The sequence below is a fragment of the Rhizobium sp. NZLR1 genome, assembly GCF_017357385.1.
GTDB lineage: Bacteria > Pseudomonadota > Alphaproteobacteria > Rhizobiales > Rhizobiaceae > Rhizobium.
Genome location: NZ_CP071632.1, coordinates 913563 through 930306, shown reverse-complemented (window position 1 = coordinate 930306; position 16744 = coordinate 913563). Strand labels below are relative to the sequence as shown.

General features: G+C 62.7%; 15 protein-coding genes. 5 read left to right on the top strand and 10 right to left on the bottom strand.

The window, feature by feature from the left end:
* Position 1 precedes the first annotated feature (1 nt).
* The 3 genes from J3O30_RS04635 to J3O30_RS04625 are packed head-to-tail and all read right to left on the bottom strand — an operon-like array spanning position 2 to position 3647.
* Positions 2-883 (bottom strand): patatin-like phospholipase family protein, encoded by an 882-nt coding sequence (locus J3O30_RS04635; RefSeq protein WP_207583102.1) that lies wholly within the window; start codon positions 881-883, stop codon positions 2-4.
* 12 nt (positions 884-895) lie between these two features.
* The gene (gene rsmD / locus J3O30_RS04630; protein WP_039618105.1) at positions 896-1456 is read right to left on the bottom strand and encodes a 16S rRNA (guanine(966)-N(2))-methyltransferase RsmD; all 561 of its coding nucleotides are present in this window, start codon (positions 1454-1456) and stop codon (positions 896-898) included.
* Positions 1437-3647: a pseudouridine synthase gene (locus tag J3O30_RS04625; protein WP_207583101.1), complete on the bottom strand. Its 2211-nt coding sequence runs from the start codon at positions 3645-3647 to the stop codon at positions 1437-1439. The genes rsmD and J3O30_RS04625 overlap by 20 nt, the downstream gene beginning before the upstream one ends.
* A gap of 90 nt (positions 3648-3737) precedes the next feature.
* Here J3O30_RS04625 and J3O30_RS04620 point away from each other — a divergent pair, with 90 nt between their 5' ends.
* Entirely contained in the window at positions 3738-4175 is a 438-nt protein-coding gene (locus J3O30_RS04620; protein WP_207584258.1) for a nucleoside deaminase, read from the top strand.
* A gap of 41 nt (positions 4176-4216) precedes the next feature.
* Here the strand turns inward: J3O30_RS04620 and J3O30_RS04615 are convergent, their stop codons facing one another.
* From J3O30_RS04615 to J3O30_RS04600, 4 genes are all read right to left on the bottom strand, one after another.
* A complete protein-coding gene (locus J3O30_RS04615) occupies positions 4217-4846 on the bottom strand; it encodes a hypothetical protein (protein WP_207583100.1) in 630 nt (209 codons plus the stop codon).
* Positions 4847-4977: 131 nt separating this feature from the next.
* Positions 4978-7869, bottom strand: a complete 2892-nt coding sequence (gene ileS / locus J3O30_RS04610) for an isoleucine--tRNA ligase (protein WP_207583099.1) — start codon at positions 7867-7869, stop codon at positions 4978-4980.
* A gap of 287 nt (positions 7870-8156) precedes the next feature.
* On the bottom strand, positions 8157-9140 hold the full coding sequence (locus J3O30_RS04605; RefSeq protein WP_207583098.1) for a bifunctional riboflavin kinase/FAD synthetase: 984 nt from the start codon (positions 9138-9140) through the stop codon (positions 8157-8159).
* A gap of 14 nt (positions 9141-9154) precedes the next feature.
* Positions 9155-10003 (bottom strand): TIGR01459 family HAD-type hydrolase, encoded by an 849-nt coding sequence (locus J3O30_RS04600; protein WP_207583097.1) that lies wholly within the window; start codon positions 10001-10003, stop codon positions 9155-9157.
* A gap of 284 nt (positions 10004-10287) precedes the next feature.
* On the opposite strand from J3O30_RS04600, the gene groES reads away from it, so the two are divergent.
* From groES to J3O30_RS04585, 3 genes are all read left to right on the top strand, one after another.
* Positions 10288-10584 carry a co-chaperone GroES gene (groES, locus tag J3O30_RS04595; RefSeq protein ID WP_003545797.1) on the top strand — a complete coding sequence of 99 codons (297 nt, stop codon included), beginning with the start codon at positions 10288-10290 and terminating at the stop codon, positions 10582-10584.
* A 69-nt stretch (positions 10585-10653) separates the two neighbouring features.
* On the top strand, positions 10654-12297 hold the full coding sequence (groL, locus tag J3O30_RS04590) for a chaperonin GroEL (protein ID WP_207583096.1): 1644 nt from the start codon (positions 10654-10656) through the stop codon (positions 12295-12297).
* A 675-nt stretch (positions 12298-12972) separates the two neighbouring features.
* Entirely contained in the window at positions 12973-13419 is a 447-nt protein-coding gene (locus tag J3O30_RS04585; RefSeq protein ID WP_207583095.1) for a hypothetical protein, read from the top strand.
* Positions 13420-13485: 66 nt separating this feature from the next.
* Here the strand turns inward: J3O30_RS04585 and J3O30_RS04580 are convergent, their stop codons facing one another.
* Positions 13486-14196: a glutathione binding-like protein gene (locus J3O30_RS04580; RefSeq protein ID WP_207583094.1), complete on the bottom strand. Its 711-nt coding sequence runs from the start codon at positions 14194-14196 to the stop codon at positions 13486-13488.
* 212 nt (positions 14197-14408) lie between these two features.
* On the opposite strand from J3O30_RS04580, the gene J3O30_RS04575 reads away from it, so the two are divergent.
* The gene (locus tag J3O30_RS04575) at positions 14409-14846 is read left to right on the top strand and encodes a DoxX family protein (protein WP_207583093.1); all 438 of its coding nucleotides are present in this window, start codon (positions 14409-14411) and stop codon (positions 14844-14846) included.
* Between the two features lie 75 nt (positions 14847-14921).
* Here J3O30_RS04575 and hisG read toward each other — a convergent pair whose 3' ends face one another.
* The gene (hisG, locus tag J3O30_RS04570) at positions 14922-15617 is read right to left on the bottom strand and encodes an ATP phosphoribosyltransferase (RefSeq protein ID WP_207583092.1); all 696 of its coding nucleotides are present in this window, start codon (positions 15615-15617) and stop codon (positions 14922-14924) included.
* Positions 15614-16735, bottom strand: coding sequence for an ATP phosphoribosyltransferase regulatory subunit (locus J3O30_RS04565; RefSeq protein WP_207583091.1), 1122 nt, complete (start codon positions 16733-16735; stop codon positions 15614-15616). The genes hisG and J3O30_RS04565 overlap by 4 nt, the downstream gene beginning before the upstream one ends.
* Positions 16736-16744 lie beyond the last annotated feature (9 nt).

Sequence of the window (16744 nt, the reverse complement as noted above, 5' to 3'; positions counted from 1 at the left end):
ATCAGCGCTTCAGCCGCGCTTCGATCTCGCGGTCGAGGGCGAATTTCAGGTCGTCCTTGACACCGACGGACATGGCCAGCACATCGCGGGCCTTGAGGAAATCCATGACGCCGGTGCGGCCGACTGCCGGGCGCAGGAAGATATGCGGCGGGCGGAGCTTCAGCTTCAGCGTGATCGCCGTCTGCATCATCAGCTGGCCGGAACCGAAGATGCTCTCCATGCGGTTCGGGATATGGGTGCCGTCGCCTTCCGGCGCGCCGACGACATCGATGCCGACGACGATGTCGGCAAGATCCATCAGGCATTCGTAAGGCACCGGATTGCTGATGCCGCCGTCGATCATCACGCGGTCGCGCAGGCGCACCGGCATGAAGACGGCGGGGATGGCGGATGAGGCAGCGAGTGCCGGAAACAGCTCGCCTTCTTCGATGATGACTTCACACTGCCCGTAATAATCTGTGGTGATGACTTTCATTGGCACCAGCAGATCTTCAAAGCGGGCCGGCAGCTCGGACGGCAGGAAGGCCTTGAGGATCCGCTCCAGATTGAATTGGCCGATGCGGATGCCCTTGGCCACGGCATCCCGCACCGTCGCCGGCCTCAGGCCCCAGATGCGGCTGACGACGGCCGTCCTGTTGCCGACGGTCGCCAGCGCATGTTCGCGGATTTCGGCGCCGGACATGCCGGCGGCCATGCCGGCCCCCATGATCGCACCCATCGACGAGCCTGACACCGCCACTGGCCGGATCCCGAGTTCGTCGAGCGTCTCGATCACATGGATATGGGCAAGCCCGCGCGCGCCGCCGCCGCCGAAAGCGACGGCGACCGTTGGGAGATCACTGATCGCCGGCAGTTTCGGGCTGATGATCTCTGCCTGCTGCACGCCCGCCCCCGCTTATTGCGGCTGATACCGGAAGAAATGCACCCTCGTATCGCCAAAGATGCGGTTTTCGAGGAAAACATAGGAAGGATGCACGGAAACGACAATATCGGCGCGTTCTTCCAGCACCGCGATCGCGCCAGGCCGCAGCCAGCCGCCCTGAGCGGCGGCCGCCATTGCCTTCTCGCCGAGACCCTTGCCATAGGGCGGGTCGGCAAACAGCACGTCGAAGGCTTCGAGATTGCCGACGCTGCCGAGATCGGTGGCATCGCGGCGCAGGATGCGCGTGCGGCCGTGCAGGCCGAGCGCATCGATGTTTTCCCAGAGCAGCGCCCTGCCCTCGACGCTGTTTTCGACGAAGAGCGCATGACGACAGCCGCGTGAAACGGCTTCGAGGCCAACGGCGCCGGTTCCGGCAAAAAGGTCGAGTATCCGGGTGCCGTCGACACATTCCGGATAGGCATGGCTCAATATATTGAACAGGCTCTCGCGCGTCCGGTCGGCAGTCGGCCGGATATCGTTGGATTTTGGCACGGCGAGAGGCCGTCCGCGAAATTCACCGCCGACGATCCGCACCGCGTGTCATTCCCTTTCCTTTTGCACCACCTCTGGACGGCCCGCCCGCAGGCCTGTCGCCGCCCGGCCTGTCACTGCCTGGCCTGTCACTGCCTGGCTTGGCGCCCTTCGGCTTACCGGAAAAATTCTTGGCCCCACCCGGCTTGGCACCAAAGCCCTTGCCGCGCGGCTTGTCACCCGAAGGCTTGTCGCCCGAAGGCCTGCCGCCCGTAGATTTGTCGCCGAAGGTTCGTTCTCCACGTGGACGCTCAGAGCGGCCTTCGCCGGCGAAGGCCCTGGCTGCGCGCGGACGTTCATCACCGTCCTCGCGCGGTCTGCGATCACCATGCGGCTTGTCGCCGAAGGGGCGATCTCCGCGGGAAGGACGATCACCGAAAGGCCGGTCGCCGCGCGGACGCTCCGAACGGGCCTCACCGGTGGAGGCTCTGGCGGCACGAGGACGCTCGTCACCATCCGCACGCGGCTTGCGATCTCCACGCGGCTTGTCGCCGAAGGGGCGATCTCCGCGGGAAGGACGATCACCGAAAGGCCGGTCGCCGCGCGGACGCTCCGACCGGGCCTCACCGGTGGAGGCTCTGGCGGCACGAGGACGCTCGTCGCCATCCGCACGCGGTTTGCGATCACCACGCGGCTTGTCGCCGAAGGGCCGATCGCCGCGCGAGGGACGATCGCCGAAAGGCCGGTCGCCGCGCGGACGCTCCGCACGGCCTTCGCCGGCAGAGCTTCTGGTACGCGGACGTTCGTCACCCCCTTCACGGGGGGGGCGTTCGCCGCGCGCCGGGCGGTCGCCAAAACCGCGGTCTTCGCGGGCAGGCCGATCCCCGAACGAGCGCTTGCGGCCGGAGCCTTCGCCCTCATCCTTGCGGTGGGGCTGCTCGCTCGAACGGATCCATTCGCCGTCCTCCTCGCGCACGCGATTGATCTGCGTGCGCGGGCGATCCTCGATATGGTGGGAACCGGCACCCTTTGCCGGCGCCTGCTCGCCGCGCCGGCGCGCGGTCTGCTCATTCTTGGCGGCTTTCGCTGCAGCCTTTTCGCCAAGTGGCCGGGCGCCGGGCGCCATCCAGACATTGGCGCTGCGACGCTGGCCGAGCGGCTGAGGACGCTTGGGCTTGTCATCATCCCTGCGGCCGCTATCGCGGCGATCGTCATCTCTACGCCCGCCACCGTGGCGATCGTCGCGCTTGGTGTCGAGGCGGCTCAGCGCCCGTTCGCGCTTGTCTTCGTCGCGGCGCGGACGCTGCTCGCGCCTTTCCGGTACTGGGGCTTCAGCCTCTTCCTCGGCCGCGACGGCCGGCGCGTTGTAGAGCGGCGCGTCGAAATTCGCCTTGGCTTCCTCGATCAGGCGCGGGCCGAGCTGGTCGCGAAGCGTGCGGCCGCGCACTTCGATGACATGGCCTTCCGGCAAGTCGCCGAGCTGGAACGGGCCATAGGAAATGCGGATCAGGCGGTTGACGTCGAGGCCGAGCGCACCCATCACGTTCTTGATTTCGCGGTTCTTGCCTTCGCGAAGACCCATGGTGATCCAGACGTTCGACGCTTGCGTGCGGTCGAGCGTCGCCTCGATCGAGCCATAGAGCACGCCGTCAACGGCGATGCCGTCCTTCAGCTTGTCGAGCGCGTCCTGATCGATCTCGCCATGAGCGCGGACACGGTAGCGGCGCAGCCAACCGGTCGCCGGCAGCTCGAGCGCGCGGGCGAGACCGCCGTCATTGGTCAGCAGCAGCAGGCCTTCGGTGTTGATATCGAGGCGGCCGATCGACATGACGCGCGGCAGTTCTTCCGGCAGATTGTCGAAGACGGTCGACCGGCCTTCCGGATCGGCATTGGTCGTCACCAGACCGGCCGGCTTGTGATAGAGCCATAGCCTGGTGCGCTCGATGCCGCGGATCGGCACGCCGTCGACCTCGATGCGATCGGCGAGCGTGACGTTGACGACGGGGGTGTCGAGAACCCTGCCGTTCAGCGTTACACGGCCTTCCATGATCATCCGTTCGATGTCGCGGCGGGACGCGACGCCGGCGCGTGCCATCACCTTGGAAATGCGTTCGGCCTTGGCCTCGCTATCGGCCTCGGCGGCGATCGCAGCCTTTGCCGGCTTCGCGCCGCCAGGCTTCGCGCCGGCCTTCGGCCCGTCGTCCCGTGAAAAGGGCTTCGCGCCCGGGCGTTTTGGCTTGTCTTTGGGTGTCATTTGTTGTTTGCCTGCCTTTTGGGCCTGTCTATCAGGTCACGCATCTGCGGTTAAGTGGAAATTCTTGCGATCGTGAAGACAAATCGTTTCATGGAGATGGCGCTTGAAGAAGCGCGTGCCGCCGGAGAACGCGGCGAGGTGCCGATCGGCGCCGTCATCGTTATCGACGATATCGCCATTTCCCAGGCGGGAAACCGCACGCGCGAGCTTAAAGACGTGACCGCGCATGCCGAAATCGCTGCGATCCGGCTTGCCTGCGAAACGCTCGGACAGGAGCGTCTCGTCGGCGCCGATCTCTATGTGACGCTCGAGCCTTGCACCATGTGCGCGGCAGCCATCTCGTTTGCGCGTATCCGCAGGCTCTATTACGGCGCCGAAGACCCGAAGGGCGGCGGCGTCGACAATGGCGTGCGATTTTATGCGCAGCCCACCTGTCACCACGCTCCGGAGGTTTATTCCGGCTTCAACGAGGTGCAATCGGCCGACATCCTAAGACGATTCTTTTCGCAAAAGAGAGAGGCGCCGTAATCTTTACAGCGCCGCGCGTCTTTTCAAACGCTCAAAGGCCGCTATTGCAGGAGGTTCCACCACTGCTTGCCGGTGTTGGCGACCGCCGCATCCTTCTTGCGCTTTTTCTGCTTCTTGAGCTCGGGCTCGCCGACATCGTCGAGCTTTGCCGGATCGTCGACGGTGCGGTAGCCCGGCGGCGGATCGGAAATATAGCGGCGCTGATCGATATAGGAGCCCTTCTGCAGGGCGCGGGCTTCACGATAGGCCTTGGTCTGCGCTTCCGTCGTGCGCCGTCCGCCTTCGATTGCCGAGCTGGCGAGCGGCGAGCGGTAGTTCGGATTGTCGGAGTTCGCGTCTGCTTCCCCGACGAGGCGGGCGCGCGTTTCCTCCGGCGATTCAATCCATTGCGGATTGTCCTTGTTGGCGACCGTCTGCTGCGGCGCAACGAGGGTTTCCTTCTGCGCCTGGGCCGGCAGTACCAGCGTCGGGCGCGGCGTGTACTTGACGCCCTTGTTCTTCGGGTCGGGCCCGGTCAGCGACACGGACTGTCCGAGATCGTCGGTCAATTGCTCCATGGCAGTCTTGTCGGTGCCGTAGGTCGGGCTGCTGGCGCAGCTGGAGACCAGGGAGCATCCCGCCATGACGACAGACAGGCAGGCGCCCATACGGAACCAATGCGTTGCGAACATGAAAACCCTTCCAGCCACCGGTGCAATCGTTGCCCAACCGGACAACCGTCCCCCTGACGCAAAAATCCGGCCATTTTCAGGCAGCTTTTACCGGATGAACCGCGAAAACGCAATTCACCCGGCAATATTCTTCACGCGAGCAGCGCAAGCTCGCGAAGGGCTGCAGCATCACGGGCCGAGACGTCGGGATATTCGGGATCGGAACCGACGTCCCTGGTGATCCGCCAGGAGCGGGCGCATTTCTCACCCTCTGCAAGCTTCGGCACGACGCTAACCTCAGGCACTTCGGCCAGGCGGAAAGCTTCGGCCGGGCCTTCGCCGGCCCTGACCTCGATTGCCGAGGTGATGCAGACTTCGGTGAAGTCCTGGCCTTCCAGCGCCTTCAGCAATTCCGGATCGGCGATGTGGACGACCGGCGCCGCTTCCAGCGAGGAGCCGATGCGCTTGTCCTTGCGCTCGATTTCCAGCGCGCCTGTGACAACCGAGCGGACCGTGCGGATCTTCTTCCACTTCTCGGCCAGGGCATCGTTACGCCATTCCTTTGCAACCGGGGCAAATTGCTCCAGATGCACGGAAACGGCGGACGGATTGCGCGACAGCCAGGCCTCTTCGGTGGTGAAGGGCAGCATCGGGGCAAGCCAGGTCACCATGCAATCGAAAATCTGACGGATGACGTGCAGGCTGGCGCGCCGGCGCAGGCTCGATGGCGCGTCGCAGTAGAGCGCATCCTTGCGGACATCGAAATAGAAGGCCGACAGCTCGACATTGGCGAAATCGATCAGTGCGCGGGCGATCTTCTTGAAATCGAAGGCATCGTAGTTTTCGCGCACCAGCTCGTCGAGTTCGGCAAGCCGGTGCAACATTAACTGCTCCAGCTCCGGCAGATCGGCAAACTCGATCTCCTCGCCCGTGTCGTGGGCGAGCGTGCCGAGCATCCAGCGGATGGTGTTGCGCAGCTTGCGATAGGCATCGACATTGGTCTGGATGATCGTCTTGCCGACGCGCAGGTCGTCGGCATAGTCCGAGGTCATGACCCAGAGGCGCAGGATGTCGGCGCCGGCGTCCTTCATCACTTCCTGCGGCGCGGTGACATTGCCCTTCGACTTCGACATCTTTTCGCCCTTCTCGTCCATGGTGAAGCCATGGGTAAGGACGGCGTTATAAGGGGCGCGGCCACGGGTGGCCGCCGATTCCAGCAGTGACGAATGGAACCAGCCGCGATGCTGGTCGGAACCCTCGAGATAAAGGTCGGCCGGCCACTTCAGGTCCGGGCGGTCTTCGAGCGTGAAGGTGTGCGTCGAGCCAGAATCGAACCAGACATCGAGGATATCCATGACCTGCGTCCAGCGGGCATGGTCATGATCGTTGCCGAGGAAGCGCTCCTTGGCGCCTTCGGCAAACCAGGCGTCGGCGCCCTCCTGTTCGAAGGCGTCGAGGATGCGGGCGCTGACGGCTTCGTCGACGAGGACCTCGCCCTGCTCGTCGGCAAAGACGGCGATCGGTACGCCCCATGCTCTTTGACGAGAAAGAACCCAGTCCGGGCGGCCTTCGATCATGGCGCGCAGGCGGTTCTGGCCGGCGGCGGGCACGAAGCGGGTGTCGTCGATCGCACCGAGAGCGCGCGAACGCAGCGTCGTGCCGTCGGCAAGGGTCTTGTCCATATGGACGAACCATTGCGGCGTGTTGCGGAAGATCACCGGCTTCTTCGAGCGCCAGGAATGCGGATACTGATGCTTCAGCCGGCCGCGGGCAAAGAGCGCGCCGCGGGCGATCAGTTCCTTGATGACGCGGTCGTTGGCATCGCCCTTCTTGCCGTTATCGTCGATGACGCGTGCGCCCTCGAGGCCGGGGGCATCCGATGTGTAGAAGCCGCCGTCGTCGACCGGGAACGGGATTTTGGAGTCGATGCCACGAGCCTCCAGCGTGCGGACGGCCGACATCCAGGCATCGAAGTCTTCGCGGCCGTGGCTGGGTGCCGTGTGCACGAAACCGGTGCCGGCATCATCGGTGACGTGATCGCCATCAAGCAATGGCACGGCGAATTCATAGCCTCCGTCCAGACCCTTGAAGGGATGGGCACAGGCCATCGCTGCGAAGTCGGCCGCAGAGACATCGCCCAGGCGCTTGTACTGCAGCTTGGACTTGGCGAAGGATTCCTCAGCCAGCTTGTCGGCAAAGATCAGCTTTTCGCCGGGACGCGGACCAAAATCGTTCTCGGCAGCCGTTACCTCGTAGAGACCGTAGGAGACACGTGCGGAAAAAGAGATCGCGCGGTTGCCGGGGATCGTCCAGGGCGTGGTCGTCCAGATGACCACGAACGCATCCTTGAGCGCAGCCGGACCTTCGACAACGGGGAATTTCACCCAGATCGTGTCGCTCTCGTAATCCTGGTATTCGACTTCGGCCTCGGCCAGCGCCGTGCGCTCGACGACCGACCACATGATCGGCTTGGAGCCGCGATAAAGCTGGCCGCTTGCGGCGATCTTCAGGAGTTCGCCGGCGATGCGCGCTTCCGCGTGGAAGTTCATCGTCGTATAGGGATTGTCGAAGTCGCCTTCGATGCCGAGACGCTTGAACTCTTCGGCCTGGGTCTTGATCCAGCCGGTGGCAAACTCACGGCATTCGCGGCGGAATTCGTTGACCGGGACCTCGTCCTTGTTCTTTCCCTTCTCGCGGTACTTCTCTTCGATCTTCCATTCGATCGGCAGGCCGTGGCAATCCCAGCCGGGCACGTAATTGGCGTCGTAACCGCGCATCTGGAACGAGCGGTTGATGACATCCTTGAGGATCTTGTTCAGCGCGTGGCCGATATGGATGTTGCCATTGGCATAGGGCGGGCCGTCGTGAAGCACGAACTTTTCGCGGCCGGCGGCCGAAGCGCGCAATTTCTTGTAGAGACCCATCTCCTGCCAGCGTTTGACCAGCTCCGGCTCCTTCTGCGGCAGGCCGGCGCGCATGGGGAAATCGGTTTCGGGCAAATAGAGGGTCTTCGAATAGTCGATCTTTTCGGCTGTGTCGGTCATATCGGACAATCGTTTCTGGCGGCCCAGGAAGGGGCGCAACGGGCGTGAAAAAGCTGGTGACGGAAGCGCTTGTATCCAAGCGCCAAAAACCCGGACCTTCCGGCCGCTTAGCGCGCGCGGAAGGCCGGGCCGATAATTCGCATCGTCATCGCCAGCCGAAATTTCGTCATAGCGGCGGTTCATAGGCGTTTTTGCCTGGAAAAGGAAGAGCAGAATTCGCGGTTGCGCCATCGGCATCGGTGGCAGGAATCGCTGGTCTCCCCGCTGCCGCCACGCTCACGGCGACGTCAGGAAAAACAAAGCTTCCGGTCGAGTTCGCCCAGCGGTTTCACACCGGAAAGCAGCGCCCTCGCCTCCTCCTCGTCGCGCTTGATCTGGGCGACCAGCGGATCGAGGCCGTCGAATTTCAGCTCCGGTCTGATATAGCCGAAGAAGGAGACGGCGCAGCGCTGGCCGTAGAGATCGCCACTGAAATCGAAAAGGTAGGTTTCGAGCAACGGTGCACCGTTTTCCGTAACCGTCGGGCGGCGGCCGTAGCTTGCGACGGCGTCGTGCAGCGTGCCGTCCTGGCGGCGGAAGCGGACGGCGTAGATACCGGCGGCGAGTTCGACCTCCGGCGGCAGGCGCATGTTGGCGGTGGGAAACCCGAGCTGCCGGCCGAGCTTTTCGCCGTCGATCACCTCGGCCTCAACCGTATAATGATAGCCCAGCATGCCGGCGACTTCGCTGACATTGCCGTCGCTTAAAAGCGCGCGGATATGGCTCGAAGAGACGACGTCGGCGTTTTCGTCGCGGAAGGCGTCGATCAGGGTGACGCCGAAGCCATAGGTCTGGCCGGCATTCATCAGGAAGGCCGGACCGCCCTCGCGGCCGCGGCCGAAATGGAAATCGAAGCCGGTGACGACCTCTGAGGCGCCGAGCCAATCCTTGAGGATCGAATGGATGAAATCATCGGCCGAGCGCTGCGAAAACTCATAATCGAAGGGATATTCGATGACGGCGCCGAAACCGAGCGTTTCCAGGATGCGGGCCTTCAATGGTGCGGGCGTCAGGCGGAAGACCGGTGTCTCAGGCCGGAAGACCGTGCGCGGATGCGGCTCGAACGTCAGCACCAAAGCGGGGATACCGCGGGCCCTGGAGATTTCGAGCGCGCGGCTGAGCACCGATTGGTGGCCACGGTGCACGCCGTCGAAATTGCCGATGGCAATGACGCCGCCCTTTAGATGGGCAGGCAAGGGTTCCCGGGTTTCATTGCGGTGGAAGACGGTCATCGGCTGGCTTCTCTTTATGCAAGGCGTGGCATCCACCACTTCGGCGCGGCTTTTTCCCGATCGAGATAGGCGTTGAGGATCGCCTCGTCGGTCTCGCCGTTCAGGGTGTATTCCTTGGCGTGGATACCGCCGCTGATGTAGAGAAGGTCGAGGCCGTAATTCAAGGCGCCGCGCACATCGGTCGGCATGCCGTCGCCGATCGCCAGCACGCGGTCGACCGAGAAATCGCCGCGAAGCTCGCGGGCAGCGGCCAGCGTCGCCTCATAGATCGGCCGGTGCGGTTTTCCGGCGATGCGGGTGCTGCCGCCAAGCTGCTCATAATAGGCGGCCATGGCACCGGCGCAGGGGATGATGCGGTGACCACGCTCGACGACGAGGTCGGGATTGGCGCAGATCATCGGCACCTCGCGGGCTTTGAATTCCAGAAGCATGTCGGTGTAATCCTCCGGCTTCTCAGTCTCGTCGTCGAAAAAGCCGGTGCAGACGAGCGATTGCGCTTCGCCCGCCGGCTTGCGCTCGACGCCGATGCCTTCGAGAAGCGCCTTGTCGCGCTCGGGGCCGAGCAGAAAGACCGTCTTCGGCCCTTCGGCGATCAGCCGGCGCGTGACGTCGCCGGAGGTGACGATCCTATCATAGGCGCCGTCGGGAACGCCGATCTGGCGCAACTGCTCGACCACCTGCCAGGAAAGGCGCGGCGAATTGGTGATGAGGACGACGACGACGCCGTTGGCGCGCGCCGCCTCAAGGGCTGCGGCTGCCTTCGGAAACGGATCGACGCCATTGTGAACGACGCCCCAGACATCGCAGAGCACCACGTCGTAATGACCTGTTATCTCCGAGAAGTTTTCTATCCGCCTGGCCATTCCGATTTCCCGATTTGCTGCAGTCACCGGTGACATTGCAAAGGCGCAAGGCGATGGCAAGGCATTTTCTTCGCCGTCGACCCGCCGCGCCGGTTTCGGCGGCAATCTCCGCAATTCTTCCGCCTCTTCACAATTCCGGCACAAAAATTCGTGATTGCTCTCATTGACTCCTTTCGGAGCCATCCCTAAATGCTCGTCGCTAGCACTCACCGCAAGGGAGTGCTAACATCTATCCATGTGGGCCGCTCCGGCCCGCGAATGTCATTCGATCGAGGGATTAGACAATGGCAAGCACCAACTTCCGCCCCCTTCACGACCGCGTCGTTGTTCGCCGCGTTGAGTCCGAAGCCAAGACCAAGGGTGGCATCATCATTCCCGATACCGCCAAGGAAAAGCCGCAGGAAGGCGAAATCGTCGCCGTCGGTTCCGGCGCGCGCGATGAGTCCGGCAAGGTCGTCGCACTCGACGTCAAGGCTGGCGACCGCATTCTGTTCGGCAAGTGGTCCGGCACCGAAGTCAAGATCGACGGCGAAGACCTTCTGATCATGAAGGAAGCCGACATTATGGGCATCATCGGCTGATCAGCCGCTGGCCTTCCGACGTAGCCGACGGGTCCAGAACCCGGACACTCGAAATGAGGAGTTTCAATCATGGCATCTAAAGAAATCAAGTTTGGTCGCACCGCGCGCGAAAAAATGCTGCGTGGCGTCGACATTCTCGCCGATGCAGTCAAGGTAACGCTCGGCCCGAAGGGCCGTAACGTCATCATCGACAAGTCCTTCGGCGCTCCGCGCATCACCAAGGACGGCGTTTCCGTCGCCAAGGAAATCGAACTCGAAGACAAGTTCGAAAACATGGGCGCACAGATGGTCCGCGAAGTTGCTTCGAAGACCAACGACATCGCCGGTGACGGCACCACGACCGCAACTGTTCTTGCCCAGGCGATCGTTCGCGAAGGCAACAAGGCTGTTGCAGCCGGCATGAACCCGATGGACCTGAAGCGCGGCATCGACCTCGCTGTTGCTGACGTCGTGAAGGATCTCCAGGCCAAGGCCAAGAAGATCTCCACTTCGGAAGAAGTTGCACAGGTCGGCACGATTTCCGCAAACGGCGACAAGCAGGTCGGTCTCGACATTGCTGAAGCCATGCAGAAGGTCGGCAACGAAGGCGTCATCACGGTTGAAGAAGCCAAGACCGCCGAAACCGAACTCGAAGTCGTCGAAGGCATGCAGTTCGACCGCGGCTACCTCAGCCCCTACTTCGTGACCAACCCGGAAAAGATGATCGCCGACCTCGAAGACGTCTTCATTCTCCTTCACGAGAAGAAGCTCTCGAACCTGCAGTCGATGCTTCCGGTTCTCGAAGCTGTCGTTCAGACCGGCAAGCCGCTCCTGATCATCGCTGAAGACGTCGAAGGCGAAGCCCTCGCAACGCTCGTCGTCAACAAGCTGCGCGGCGGCCTCAAGATCGCTGCCGTCAAGGCTCCTGGCTTCGGCGACCGCCGCAAGGCCATGCTCGAAGACATCGCCATCCTGACCGGCGGCACCGTGATCTCCGAAGACCTCGGCATCAAGCTCGAATCCGTCACGCTCGACATGCTCGGCCGTGCGAAGAAGGTTTCGATCTCCAAGGAAAACACCACGATCGTCGACGGTTCGGGCGCCAAGTCCGACATCGAAGGCCGTGTTGCCCAGATCAAGGCTCAGATCGAAGAAACCACCTCCGACTACGACCGCGAGAAGCTGCAGGAACGTCTTGCCAAGCTCGCCGGCGGCGTCGCCGTCATCCGCGTCGGCGGCTCGACGGAAGTTGAAGTGAAGGAAAAGAAGGACCGCATCGACGACGCGCTCAACGCGACGCGCGCTGCCGTTCAGGAAGGTATCGTCCCCGGCGGCGGTATCGCTCTGCTGCGCTCTTCCACGAAGATCACCGTCAAGGGTGCAAACGACGACCAGGAAGCCGGCATCAACATCGTTCGCCGCGCCCTGCAGTCGCTCGTTCGTCAGATCGCTGAAAACGCAGGCGACGAAGCCTCGATCGTTGTCGGCAAGGTCCTCGACAAGAACGAAGACAACTACGGCTACAACGCCCAGACATCCGAATATGGCGACATGATCGCCATGGGTATCGTCGACCCGCTCAAGGTTGTCCGCACGGCGCTGCAGAACGCTGCTTCTGTCGCATCGCTGCTGATCACCACCGAAGCCATGATCGCCGAACTGCCGAAGAAAGACTCGGCTGGCGGCGGCATGCCGGGCGGCATGGGCGGCATGGGCGGAATGGACATGATGTGATAGGCCTACGGCCTTCACAGCATCGTTCATGAAACCGCCCATCATCTAAAATGGGTCAGCGCGTCAAGCGCGCTGAACGGGCGGAATGGACATGATGTGATAGGCGAAAGCCTGCACTGCCATCATTCCGGTCTCCGGAACAGGAAGGGCGGCCCTCGGGTCGCCCTTTTCTTTTGCGCGCATTTCCCGTCTCCGGCGATTCGGTCCGTTGTGCGCAATTTCATGGCGCGTCGCCCGCTCCCGCCCGGGAAGCTTTCGCGAGGCTTGCGTTGCCGCGCTTTTTCAAGCCTCTGGTCTTGGCGGGAGATTGCGGCGTTGCGGCGCCCTTTCTCACCTCATGTCGAGTGGAACCGCATCCAAAGCCCGCAAAATTGATGTTTCGGCGCCGCTTCCCCGCTGGATAGGCTGAGGATGCCGGCATCCCAGGAAAAATGCCGATCCGAACACCCCTTAAAAAGCCGTTGCCGTTTGTTCAAAAGCTCCTATAAATCCGCGCTGCAATTGAAGTGCGCCCACCAAGCGGGCGCGAGAGTCGATCCTTGACGTTCCGCAGGCCCGATGGCCGCGGCAACGATCGCAGGTAAAAGCACGGGCATCATGCCTGCTGCTGCGTGATCCTGTTTTTGTGTTTACCGAGCGTGCGGCGGAGGAGCTGCATGCGAACGGGGGAACGCCTTGTTTAAGATCGCCAAAGCCAATGCAGCCGTACCTTTGACACCCGGCTCGCTTGAGCACCACAATCAAAATGACGAGATCGTGGCGCAGTTTTCGATTTCCGAAGCCTGGACCGGAGATTTGTCGAGCGGCATGCTCCGTCTCGGCGAATGGAGCGCGATGCTGCACGGCCTCTCCGCACAGGAATGCGGGCTCCTAAGCCTGATCCGCTGCTACGATACCAAGGACCGCGGCCACATCTTGGAACTGTTCGAGCAGGCGGCGACACGCTGCTCCTCCTTCTGTTTTTCGACGACGATCATCATGCCGAACGGCTTGCGCCAGCCGCTGTTCTGCATGGGCGAGTCGAACGGGCTCGAAGAGAAATACAGCGGCAGCATGGTCGGCGTCTTCATCTTTCCGCGCTTCAAGCTTGAAGGCGCAAGGCAGATTGCAAGCCACCGATAGAGGCCGGGGGTAGAACACCAAGGCCGTCCCGATGGGCGGCCTTTCTGCTTTGCGGCGGCCTGTTCGTCACTCCGGCTTGACCGGAATGTTGAGCCCCTTCTCGCTGGCCGGGCGGGCGATGCAGCGCTGCAGCCAGTCCATGACGGCGGGGAATTTCGCATAGTCGAGAACCTCGCGGCCGCCATAGAAGATATCGGCGCCGCGAACCCAGGTGAAGGTGGTGATGTCGGCAATCGTATACTGGTCGCCCATGATCCACTGCCGACCCTTCAACCGGTCTTCGAGCACGCCGAGCAGCCGTTTGGACTCGTCGCGATAGCGCTCCACCGGATAGGAATTATTGGCGACCTTGTCGGCGGCGAACTTGTAGAAATGTCCGAACTGGCCGAACATCGGGCCGATGCCGGCCATTTGGAAAAACACCCATTGGATGCACTCGTAGCGGCCAGCGGCGTCTTCAGGAATGAGCTTGCCGGTTTTTTCGGCGAGATAAAGCAGGATGGCGCCGGATTCAAACAGGCCGATCGGCTTACCATCCGGCCCGTTCGGATCGATGATCGCCGGAATGCGGCCGTTCGGGTTGAGAGATTCGAATTCCGGCGACTTCTGCTCGTTGGCGGCGAAGGAAATATAATGTGCCTCGTAGGCAAGGCCGAGCTCCTCGAGCGCGACTGATACCTTCACCCCATTCGGCGTCTGCAGCGAGTAAAGCTGGATGATGTCGGAATTTCTAGCCGGCCAGCGCGCCGTGATCGGAAATGCGGACAGATCTGCCATCGGATTCTCCTTGTTGGGCGCCGACCATAAGAGACCGGACGCGGCAAAGGCAAGCGGCCGCCTGTAGGGCATCGTTCTATATTATTGAACAAAGTGTCCCCGTTCGTTTATCTTTCCACAATGGGAGAAATGAGCGACATAGGAGGCATCAGAGGTCCACACGGTGCCGGGGCACCAAGATCTCCAGAACCAGTCAAACGGAGACAACGTCCATGTCGAACAACGTCATTACCCTGATTGCCCGTATCCTGCTTTCCTTCATGTTCATCTTCGCCGGCTTCGGCAAGCTGACCGATCCGGCTTCGACCGCCGGCATGATCGCCGGTGCAGGTCTGCCCGCTTCCACGGCGCTCACCTATCTCGCCGGCCTGTTCGAACTTGCAACCGGTCTCGCCGTGCTCGTCGGCTTTCAGGTCCGCATCGTCGGCTGGCTGCTCGCCGTGTTCTGTGTGTTCACCGGCGTCGTCTTCCACCTTTCGCCGGTCAACGTTCCTGATTTCCCGGCCGCTGCCAACGGCTGGATCAACGCCCTGAACTTCGTCAACTTCATGAAGAACGTCACGCTCGCCGGCGCCTATATCATGCTCGCCACCAACGGCGCAGGCGCCTACTCGCTCGACGCCCGCCGCGGCGCCTATGCGACGGCCTGACATCAGCAGACCATCCTCGCAGACATAGAGAACCCGCCGTCACATCCGACGGCGGGTTTTTCTTATGCCTGGAGATCAGAGGGCGGCGCGCACCGCGTCGATGATTGCCTGCACCGCGGGTTCGTCCGCATGGCTTTCCCTGCGGGCGCGCACGAGGCAGGCCTGCGAATGCAGGATGACGCCGTCCTGAAGCACTTTCAGGCGATTGGCGCGCAGCGTCGAGCCTGTGGAGGTGATATCGACGATGATATCGGCCGAGCCGGACGCCGGAGCCCCCTCGGTGGCGCCGAGGCTTTCGACGATACGATAAAGCTGGATGCCGTGCTGGCTCGAAAAGAACTGCTGGGTCAGCCGCCAGTATTTGGTGGCGATGGCAAGGCGCCGGCCATGACGGGCACGGAAATCGGCGGCGACATCGACCAAATCGGCCATGGTCTCGACATCCAGCCAGATCTCCGGCACGGCGACGACGACATCGGCATGGCCAAAGCCGAGGCGGGCGCAGAATTCGACGCGCTTGTCGACTTCGGCAAACCCTTCCCGCATCAGATCTTCGCCGGTGACGCCGAAATCGACGGTGCCGTTGCCGAGTTCGCGGGAGATTTCGGAGGCCGAGAGGAAGGCGATTTCGACATCGTCCCAGCCTTCGACGCGGCCGCGATAGGAGCGGTCGTTGCCGACGGCTGCGATCGGCATGCCGGCCCGCTCGAAGATTGCCGACGCATCGTCCTTCATCCGGCCCTTGGAGGGAAGCGCGATGGTGATGGTCATACGGCTGCCCTTTCGGTTTCGATGCGGTCGAGCCAGAAGGAGAAGCCGACGGCCGGAATGCGGTCCGTTGCGCCGAGGAAGGTCAGCAGCCGGTCGAAGCGGCCACCACCGGCCAGAACCGCCGCCGAGCCTTCCGCCGTCACCTCGAAGACGAGGCCGGTGTAATAATCGAGCGGCCGTCCGAAGGCGGCGCGGTAGTCAACGCAAGAGAGGTCGACACCTGCATTGGCAAGGGCGGCAACGCGGCCGTTGAAGCGGGATAGTGCGTTGCCGAGTTTCAGGCCGGCCGCATCGGCGAAACCGGCCAGGGCCGCGGACGCATTGACGAGCGGCACGTGGAGCGACAAGAACTCCTCCAGCACATGGAAGGCCGCGTCGTCGAGACGGGTTTCGGAGAGGATGAGCTTTTCCTTGAGCCGCCGGGCAATTTCCAGCGGCGAGCGGCCGGCATTGGCCGAATAACCCGTCGTCTGCATTTCCTGCTCGATATGGGCGACCAGCGCCTGCTCATCGCCTGACGCGACAAGCTTGGCAATATCGTCGTCCAGCCCGGTGACGAATTGCGGGCTGACGAGGCCGGCAAGCAGGGCTTCCAGCTGCGTCATGTTGCCGAAGGCGTGGATCAGGCGCTTCTGCCAGCCGAGCGGCAGGCCGAGCGCCTGGACGACGGCTTCGAACACCGCCTGGTCGCCTAATGTCACCGACAGGCGCCGGCCCGGCAGCAGGCGGGCGAGAATGCCGGTGGCATCGCCGATGGCGCGGGCGTCGGCGCCGGACAGGTTGATATCGCCGAGATCTTCGATGCCGGCCTGATAGAATTCATTGGCGCCGTCGCGGCGCTGACGGAAAACCTCGCCGAGATAGGCGTAACGCTTCGGCGTGCCGGTTGCCGTCTCGATATGGCGCAGGCAGACGGGGATGGTGAATTCGGGACGCAGGCAAAGGCTCGCCCCGGTTTCGCTCTCCGTCATGAAGATGCGGCGGCGCAGGTCCTCGCCAGCGATATCGAGAAAGGGTTCGGCCGGCTGGATCACCGGCGTGTCGATGCGCTCGGTGTTGCGGGCGGTAAATTCGGCCAGCAGATCGTTGGCAAATTCGGGGAGGTTGATCAGGGGCATGCCGCGCTC